Origin of the sequence: Synechococcus sp. H70.1 (genome assembly GCF_047502705.1) — a bacterium.
Taxonomy (GTDB): Bacteria; Cyanobacteriota; Cyanobacteriia; order Thermostichales; family Thermostichaceae; genus Thermostichus.
This window is the reverse complement of record NZ_JANSIV010000053.1, coordinates 1-7,936: the sequence shown is the minus strand read 5'-3', so window position 1 is coordinate 7,936 and position 7,936 is coordinate 1. Positions and strand designations below refer to the sequence as shown.

The window sequence follows — 7,936 nt, the reverse complement described above, 5'->3', positions numbered from 1 at the left end:
AAAGCGCACCTGTCAGCCTAACCGTAAACCAAGTTCCTGCTCCAACCTTTACCAAAGAGTTTAGCCCTAACACAGCAACAGCAGGCGGCACTGTAGCCGTTATCTTTACCATCACCAACAATGCTCCTGTACCTTTGTCTGGACTCAGCTTTATAGATGCTTTGCCAGGTGGTTTGCGAATTACTGAACGGAATGTAGTTACTTTAAATACGTGCGGTGGCACGCTCACAGCGAACCCCAGCATTCCTTTCAATCCTGGCCCTCCACCACAACCAGCAATTCCTTCAACCACGATTGCCCTTCAAGGTGGAACTCTGGCTCCGAATTCCTCCTGCGTGGTTTCTGTATCTGTGGAACAGATCAATCCAGGGGCGGCAACTTACACAAATCCCCCAGTTACCCTCTTCAGCAGTGGGGCGCCACCAGTAACCTCTAACCAAGCTACTGTGACTTTCAATTAGGGTCGGTCTAGAGTTCTTGCTGTTGACCCAAGCAAGGCTTGGGAAGCTCCACTGCCCTTACGAGTAGCAACACTGTTTTCAACAAAGCCTAAGGAGGGATCCTGTAAACTGCCGGCGCCTAGCAACATCTCGATCATAAGCTGCTAGGGTCAAGAAGCGATTGTGGGCAATCTCACTGCCGCAACAAGCAGAACCTTGGGAGTGGAGAACAATAGCAAGCAACCAGGCTAGGGGGAGGTGGCTGCAGCCTGCCGCGCCAAGACCCACTCCACCAGGGTGCGCACGCCGTAGCCGGTGGCGCCTTTGTTGTTGTAGCCCGCATCCTTCTCTGTCCACACCGGGCCGGCTATGTCCAGGTGGGCCCAGGGGGTTTTCTCCACAAATTGTTTGAGGAAGAGGGCAGCGGTGATGGAGCCGCCGGAGCGGGGGCCGGTGTTCTTCATGTCGGCCACGGTGGAGCTGAGGCCCTCGAAGTAGCTCTCTTCCAAGGGTAGGCGCCAGATCTTTTCGCCAGAGAGGTTGGCCGCCTGCTGCAGCTCTTGAGCTAGGGCCTCATTGGGGGTAAAGAGGCCGGCAATTTCTTCTCCCAGCGCAATAACGCAGGCGCCGGTTAGGGTGGCCAGATCCACAATGGCGTCCACCCCCAGCTTTTCGGCAAACACCAAAGCATCGGCCAGGGTGAGGCGGCCTTCGGCATCGGTGTTGTTGACCTCAATGGTCTTGCCGTTGGAGGCGGTGAGGATGTCCCCGGGGTGGAGGGCACGGCCGCTAATCATATTTTCAGTGGCGGCGACAATAAAGTGCACCTCTACCTGTGGCTTGAGGGCAGCTAGGGCCCGGGCCGCTCCCAAGACGGCTGCAGCTCCGCCCATATCGGTTTTCATCATGGCAATGCTGCGGGAGTCGGTTTTGATGTTCAGCCCGCCGGAATCGAAGGTGAGGCCCTTGCCCACCAGGGCCAGCTTGGCGACGGGATCCCCTTCTTTGGGCTTGTAGGTGAGGTGGATAAACTGGGGCGGCAGATCTGAGGCCTGGGCCACGCCGAGGAAAGCCCCCATGCCTAAGGCTTGGCACTCTTCCCGTCCTAGGATCTCCACCTCTAGGCCGTAGTCTTGAGCCAGTTGCCGGGCAGTGTCGGCCAGGGCAGGGGGGGTGACGACATTGGCAGGGGCGGCCACCAGTTCGCGGGCCAGGATCGTCCCGGCAGCCATCTCGGTGGCCCGCTGCAGGGCGTTTTCATAGTCTTGGCGGGCCTGGGCCAGGCCTGGCACCAGGAGGGTGACTTCCTCAACGGAAAAGCCGCGCTCTTCCTCGGGCTTGGGCTGGGATTTGAAGCGGTTATCCTGGTGGGCCACAAGGAGGCTGGCTTCGGCTACTGCCTGCACCGCCCGCACCGGATCCAGCCCCGTTTCTGGCAAGGACAGCACCACCTGCTTAGCTTTAAGGCTGTGGGCCTGGCGCAGACCATTGGCAGTGGCCCGCCGCAGGGCTTCCAGCGTCAGCGCAGCCGGATCCCCAAGCCCCACCAACACCAGCTTGCGGATGGCTCCTGGCAGGCGCAGAGCAAGGCTGCTATTGGGCTTGCCCTGAAACTTCTGTTCTTGAACTGCTTCCGCCACCAGCCCCGACCCCACTTTCTCGTCCAAGGCAGCAATCTCGGCAGGCAGCGAGAAGGTGGCGTTTTCGCCGGTGGGGGCAAAGCAGTAAACCAAGGCGCATTCTGCCTGTGTTAGGGGCGGCTCGCCAAGACGAAGCTGCATGGGAAACCTTTGGCCAAGCTAGGGACAGCAGATTTTCAGTGTAGCCAATTCCGCCACTTCTAGGACAGGGGATCCCTTGGCTGGCATCGACGTTGGCTTTTCTAGCCAATAGCCTTTAATCAGGAAGGGAGGAAACCAAGGTATGGCCTGGCGGCGGCGTTCCATCCTTCAGCTTGGGGTTATTGCCGGCGCAATGCTCCTGGCGCTGGCGCTAGGGGGGGTGGGATCCCTGGCCCAGGCGCAGAGGCCCCTGGAAGAGCTGCCGCAGCCGGTTCGCCTCAAGCTGCCCCCCGGCCTAGCCCGCTACACCTACGACAAGTCGGCGGGAGACTACTTCGAAGAAATCGAGCCGCTGCTGCCGGGCGGAGCTTATGCCCAGTGGGCCTTCTACCCCGTCCCTGTCTACATTCAGGGGGATCACCCCCAGTGGAAAACCTTTGTGGAGCAGGCGGTAAAGGAGTGGTCGGCCTACATCCCCCTGAAGGTGGTGGGCAAAGAAGAGGAGGCCCTCTACGGGATAAGCATCTACCGCGTTCCTGCCATTGGCGAAGGGATAGCGGGGGCAGCCCGGCCTGAGTTTTTCTTTGCCGCCGATGGCTCGCTGCAGCAGCGGGTGCGCATTGTCATTGCCGAAGGCCAGGGATTGGCAGAAGTGACGGCGGTGGCTCGGCACGAGATTGGCCATGGGCTGGGGCTGTGGGGCCATAGTCCCAACCCGCGGGATCTGATGTACGGCGGCCACCATGCAGCGGCTACCGGCAATCGCCGCCTGCTGCGGGTGCCCACCATCACCAAACGGGATCTCAATACCCTCAAGCGGGTTTACGAGCAGCCCACCCTCATGGGCCAGGTCTTCCCGGAGAGCTACCGCCGCCTGTTTGGCCAGCTTCTGCCAGAGAGAATTTTGGGAATGGCCGGCAGCTAGAGCCGCAGCAGTTGCGCTCCCCCCTTCAGCCCCATAGCCAGGAGAAAAAACAGCAACTGGGTGGTCACAATGCTGGGGCCGGAGGGGAGGTTGAAGGCGGCTGAGAGGAGGATCCCCAGCACGGCGCTTAAGCCCCCCAAGACCATGGCCAGCAGCACATAGGTTGTAAAGCCGGAGGCCAAAAGCCGCGCCGTCGAGGCAGGGATCACCACAAAAGCGCTCACCAATAGCACCCCCACCGAGCGGATCGAAAGAGCCACCACCAGCGCCAGCAGCACCACAAAGGCCAGCCGCTGCCAGCCCGCCTCTACCCCCCGCGCCCGCGCCAGTGACTCATCCAGGGTGAGCAGCATCTGGGCAGGCAAGGTCAGCCCAATATACCCCAGGGCCAAGAGCAGGAGCAGGCCGCTTATCCACAAGGCCGGCAGGCTGATGCCGAGAATATCCCCAAACAGCAACTGGTTAAGGTTGCCGCGGTAGCCAGGGATCAGGCTAAGGCCAATGATGGCCAGGGCCAAGGAGGAAGAGTAGATGATGTTTAGCACCGCATCCGCCGAAAGCTGGGTGCGTTCCAAGACAAAAGTCACCCCCAGGGCAAACACCACCCCAAACACCATCAGCACCGCCGTGGGATCCAGCCCCAGGGCCACTCCCAGGACAATACCCAGCAGCGCCGAATGCCCCAAGGCATCACTAAAAAACGCCAACTGCCGAAAGATGGCAAAACTGCCCAAAAGCCCCCCCGTCACCCCCGTCAGGATGCCGCCTAGAAGAGCCCGCTGCATGAAGGGCAACTGCAGCCATTCCACCACCTGCGCCCAGGTCTCCGGCATTGCCCCTCCTCAGTGGTGGTGGATGTAGCGGGCAAACGCGGGGCCGTAGACGCGGTTTAGCATCTCCGGCGCCAGGGCCGCCTCAGGGGATCCCTGACAAATCAGGGAGCGGTTGAGACACAGCACGCGGTCACAGTAGCGGGACACCATCTCTAGGTCGTGGGAGACCTGCAGAATGGCCCAGCCCAGGGAGCGGCGCAGCTCTTCCAATAGCCGATAGAACTCCCCTTCGCTGAGGCTATCTAGACCAGCGGGAGCCTCGTCCAGCACCAGCAGCCGCCGCGGCCAGACTAGACAATAGGCCAACAGCACCCGCTTCAGCTCGCCGCCGCTCAGTTGACCCAGGGGCTTAGAGGCCAGGTGCAGAGCCTCGGCCCGTTGCAAGGCTTTTTTGACGGCCTCCTGCCGAGCAGCTCGCTGCTGCCAGGGCCAGCGGGGCCTAAGGGATCCCCAGCCCAGGGCAACAAACTCCGCCACTGTTAGGGGGAGGGCGGGGTTGAAGTGCAAGCGCTGCGGCACATAGGCAAGCTGCTGCCGCACTTTCTGGGGCAAGTACCCTGACAGGCGCAGTGGCTCCCCTAGGATCCAAACCGAGCCGCATTGGCGGGGCAGGATGCCCAAGATGGCCTGCACCAAGGTGCTCTTGCCGGCGCCGTTGGGGCCAACAATGGCCGTATGGGATCCCGCCGCCAGCTCAAACGAGACATTCTGCACCGCCAACTGGGATCCCCGATAGACCGTCAGCCCCTCCACCCGCAGGACAACCTCGCCAGAATGGAAGCTCATCGCCCCCTTGCCAGCAGGTGCTCGAGAGCAGCCTGACCCACCAAGGGCAACTGCAGGGGAACCCAGGCCTTCTCTTTCTCGAAGGCGGAGACCAGGTTTTCCACGTTCTGCCGCAGGATGGTTAGGTAGTACTCCGGCTCGATCCCCTCTGGGCCAGCCGTTTCCAAGGGATCGAACACGCGGACTTGTACCCCCAGATCCCGGGCCAAGACCTCAAAGGGGTTGTCCTTCCCCACTTGTGGCTCCACCAGGATTGTCTTTAGGCCCGACTGCCGCACCGTCTCCATCACCCGGCGCACATCTTCCGGAGAGGGGCTGGCTTCCGGGATCTCCACCAGGAACTCCGCTTTGAGGCTGTAGCGCTCGGCAAAGTAAGGGGCAAAGTCGTGGAAGACCACAAACTTTCTGCCGGCAAAGGGGGCCAAGCGCTGCTCGATTTCCTTATCCAAAGCCTCCAGTTGCTGGATAAAGGCAGCGGCGTTGGCGCGGTAGGTCTCTGCCCCTTCTGGATCGACAGCAATGAGGCCATCGCGAATATTTTCCACCTGCCGGATGGCTCGCCTGGGATCTAGCCAGATGTGGGGGTTCAACTTGCCGTGAGAGTGCCCGTGACCATGAGAATGGCCATGGCCGTGGCTGTGACCATGAGAATGGCCATGGCTGTGGGAGTGGCCATGCTCCGGCTCCTGGGTCTGCAAAGTCGGGATCCCTTGGCTGCTGTCAATGATGCGCAGCTTCGGATTGCTGGCGTTGGCAATCAATCCCTCCAAAAAGGTCTCCATTCCCAACCCGTTGATCACCAGCACATCCGCCTGGGACAGCAGGCGCGCATCCTCGGGTCGGGCCTGAAAGTCGTGGGGCCCCATCTGGGGAGGGATCAGAGGTTTCACCTCGGCCCGCTTCCCGGCCACGGCGCGGGTAAATTGCGTTATCGGCAGGATTGTGGTCACCACCTGCGGGGGGGTGGATCCCTGCTGGGCCTGGGACTCTTCTTGGCGCATCTGCAAGGTGCCTAGGATCCCGACCGAAAGGGCCGCCACCAGCGAGGCCAGTGATCTCAGGGGTCGGGCCGAACGCAGAGAGTTATTAGCCATGAGCCCTAACACCTCACGAGACAACAGAGACAGCAGCGTCGGAAGCGCCTGACTTCTGGAAAGCCAAGGCCCGCTGCTGCAGCAGCGAAAACATGCTCACCAGGCCGTTGCTGCGGGAAGGGCTAAGGCTGAAGTTGAGGCCCATTTCCCGCACAAACTCCAGGGAAACCCCCAAAATTTCCTCTGGTGCTGAGCCACTTAGCCCCTCCACCAAAACGGCCACCAAGCCCTTGACCAACTGGGCATCGGCATCTCCCTGGATGTAGACCTTGCCGTCTCTTAGCTCGGTGGCCAGCCACACCCGCGAAGCACAACCCCGCACGAGATTCTCCTCTGTTCGCTGGGAATCGGGGAAAGGGGGCAGGCGCTTGGCATAGGCCAGCAGCAACTCGTACTTCTGACGAGAGGTTTTGGCCTTTTGAAAGCGCGCGACAATCTGCCGCAGAGCTTCGGGCATCAACCCACTTGCCTGAATGAGAATGATAATCAAAAGTCATCGTAGCACGCAGCTTGGGGAGCCCAAGGGGTTGGCGCGGGAGGAAACAACTACCGCACTGAGCGGTAGCCGCCCCTTACTCCCCTGGGCGAGAGGACTAGTTGCCAAAGCTGGCTGGCGCGGGCCTTGAAGCTGCCGGCACTCATTAGCAGGTAAAGCCGCCACATGCGGCGAAAGCGCTCGTCGTAGCGACCAGCCAGTTGGGGCCATGCCCGCTCAAAATTGGTGTGCCAAGCTTTTAGGGTGGCCACGTAGTTGATCCCAAAGTTGTGCCAGTCTTCCAGAACAAATAGGCCCTCGAAAGCCGCTGTTATCTGACGAGGCGAGGGCAGCATCGAGTTGGGAAAAATGTAGCGCTCAATCCACGGATCCCGCCCCTGGTAGGCAACGTTGGTGCCGATGGTGTGGAGAAGAAACAAGCCATCCTCTTTGAGAAGGCGACGGGCTACCTGCATAAATGTTCGGTAGTTGCGGTAGCCCACATGCTCAAACATGCCCACAGAAAGGATCCGATCAAACTTTCCCTGCGTCTGGCGATAGTCTTCCAGCCGAATCTCCACCGGTAGGCCACGGCAGCGTTCGCTGGCTAGCCTAGCCTGCTCTTGCGAGACGGTGATGCCCACCACCTGCACACCGTAGCGTTCGGCCAGGTACTGTGCCGTGCCGCCCCAACCACAGCCGATGTCGAGCACGCGCATGCCGGGCTGGAGATCTAGCTTGCGGGCAATGAGATCCAGCTTGGCTTCCTGGGCTTCGTCGAGGGTTTGTGCCCCCCCATCCCAATAAGCACAGCTGTAGATCTGGCGGCGATCCAGCATGGCTTCGTAGAGGTCATGGCCAAGGTCGTAGTGGCGCTGGCCAACCACAAACGCTCCCTTACCCCGCTGGCGGTTGATGAGGCGACTGTCCAGGGCAAGCAGGAGCCGAACTGGCCAGCCCACTTGCTCGGCTGCCTGACTGGTGAGGAGACGACAAACCAGCTCATCAATAGCCTCGCAATCCCACCACCCCTCCAGGTAGGCCTCGCCAAAGCCCAGGGATCCATAGAGCAAGCAGCGCAGGTAAAGCCGCTCGTCGTGGACTTGCAGATCCCAGGGCCGCGAGCCATTGACGGCTATATCGGCAGCCTCCAAAAGCCTAAGTCCATAGCTGCGCGCCAGCCGATGCCAGAGGCTGAGGCCTTTCCCCATTCCCAGAACCCCCCTGCGCCTGGAAAGCCTAGTAAAGGCAACTAGACATTAAAGCGTAGCCCCTCTAGTGTGTTTCCAATTGTTTCCAAGGGATCCTGCAAACGGAGAACCTCCAACCTCTTGGTGAAGAAGGAGTAGGAGGACACCCGAGCGTTTCCAATCCAATTTCTAGGGATCCCCCCGAAGGGGGAACGCTCCTGCAACCCTACTTCGGTGACGACCAGGGGACTCCACTGGTTTCCAATTTCTAGGGATCCCCCCGAAGGGGGAACGCGGGAGTGGGAAGCAGAGGTCCAAGAATGGAGAGAGCTCGTCGTTTCCAATTTCTAGGGATCCCCCCGAAGGGGGAACTACAACGTTTACGAAACGCTCCTTGGCGGTCTCTCCAAGG

8 protein-coding genes are annotated in these 7,936 nt (G+C 60.6%); 2 read left to right on the top strand and 6 right to left on the bottom strand.

The window, feature by feature from the left end:
* A partial coding sequence (locus tag NW827_RS04045) for a hypothetical protein (protein WP_414503364.1) occupies positions 1-461 on the top strand: 461 nt, incomplete at its 5' end.
* A 227-nt stretch (positions 462-688) separates the two neighbouring features.
* On the opposite strand, the gene NW827_RS04040 is transcribed toward NW827_RS04045, so the two are convergent.
* A complete protein-coding gene (locus tag NW827_RS04040) occupies positions 689-2,221 on the bottom strand; it encodes a leucyl aminopeptidase (protein WP_414404382.1) in 1,533 nt (510 codons plus the stop codon).
* 142 nt (positions 2,222-2,363) lie between these two features.
* Here NW827_RS04040 and NW827_RS04035 point away from each other — a divergent pair, with 142 nt between their 5' ends.
* A complete protein-coding gene (locus NW827_RS04035) occupies positions 2,364-3,146 on the top strand; it encodes a hypothetical protein (RefSeq protein WP_414404381.1) in 783 nt (260 codons plus the stop codon).
* Here NW827_RS04035 and NW827_RS04030 read toward each other — a convergent pair.
* From NW827_RS04030 to cfa, 5 genes are all read right to left on the bottom strand, one after another.
* Positions 3,143-3,979, bottom strand: coding sequence for a metal ABC transporter permease (locus NW827_RS04030; protein WP_414404380.1), 837 nt, complete (start codon positions 3,977-3,979; stop codon positions 3,143-3,145). The two genes, NW827_RS04035 and NW827_RS04030, sit on opposite strands and share 4 nt — an antisense overlap.
* A gap of 9 nt (positions 3,980-3,988) precedes the next feature.
* Positions 3,989-4,765: a metal ABC transporter ATP-binding protein gene (locus NW827_RS04025; protein WP_414404379.1), complete on the bottom strand. Its 777-nt coding sequence runs from the start codon at positions 4,763-4,765 to the stop codon at positions 3,989-3,991.
* Positions 4,762-5,859 carry a metal ABC transporter solute-binding protein, Zn/Mn family gene (locus NW827_RS04020; RefSeq protein ID WP_414404378.1) on the bottom strand — a complete coding sequence of 366 codons (1,098 nt, stop codon included), beginning with the start codon at positions 5,857-5,859 and terminating at the stop codon, positions 4,762-4,764. The genes NW827_RS04025 and NW827_RS04020 overlap by 4 nt, the downstream gene beginning before the upstream one ends.
* A gap of 13 nt (positions 5,860-5,872) precedes the next feature.
* A complete protein-coding gene (locus NW827_RS04015; protein ID WP_414366388.1) occupies positions 5,873-6,316 on the bottom strand; it encodes a SufE family protein in 444 nt (147 codons plus the stop codon).
* An 89-nt stretch (positions 6,317-6,405) separates the two neighbouring features.
* Positions 6,406-7,545 carry a cyclopropane fatty acyl phospholipid synthase gene (gene cfa / locus NW827_RS04010; protein WP_414404377.1) on the bottom strand — a complete coding sequence of 380 codons (1,140 nt, stop codon included), beginning with the start codon at positions 7,543-7,545 and terminating at the stop codon, positions 6,406-6,408.
* Positions 7,546-7,936 lie beyond the last annotated feature (391 nt).

What these genes read in the sequence shown, in the direction of transcription:
- NW827_RS04030 (WP_414404380.1), bottom strand. Translation starts at nt 3,979, where the DNA reads ATGCCGGAGACCTGGGCGCAGGTGGTGGAATGGCTGCAGTTGCCCTTC.
- cfa (WP_414404377.1), bottom strand. Translation starts at nt 7,545, where the DNA reads ATGGGGAAAGGCCTCAGCCTCTGGCATCGGCTGGCGCGCAGCTATGGA.
- NW827_RS04040 (WP_414404382.1), bottom strand. Translation starts at nt 2,221, where the DNA reads ATGCAGCTTCGTCTTGGCGAGCCGCCCCTAACACAGGCAGAATGCGCC.
- NW827_RS04025 (WP_414404379.1), bottom strand. Translation starts at nt 4,765, where the DNA reads ATGAGCTTCCATTCTGGCGAGGTTGTCCTGCGGGTGGAGGGGCTGACG.
- NW827_RS04035 (WP_414404381.1), top strand. Translation starts at nt 2,364, where the DNA reads ATGGCCTGGCGGCGGCGTTCCATCCTTCAGCTTGGGGTTATTGCCGGC.
- NW827_RS04015 (WP_414366388.1), bottom strand. Translation starts at nt 6,316, where the DNA reads ATGCCCGAAGCTCTGCGGCAGATTGTCGCGCGCTTTCAAAAGGCCAAA.
- NW827_RS04020 (WP_414404378.1), bottom strand. Translation starts at nt 5,859, where the DNA reads ATGGCTAATAACTCTCTGCGTTCGGCCCGACCCCTGAGATCACTGGCC.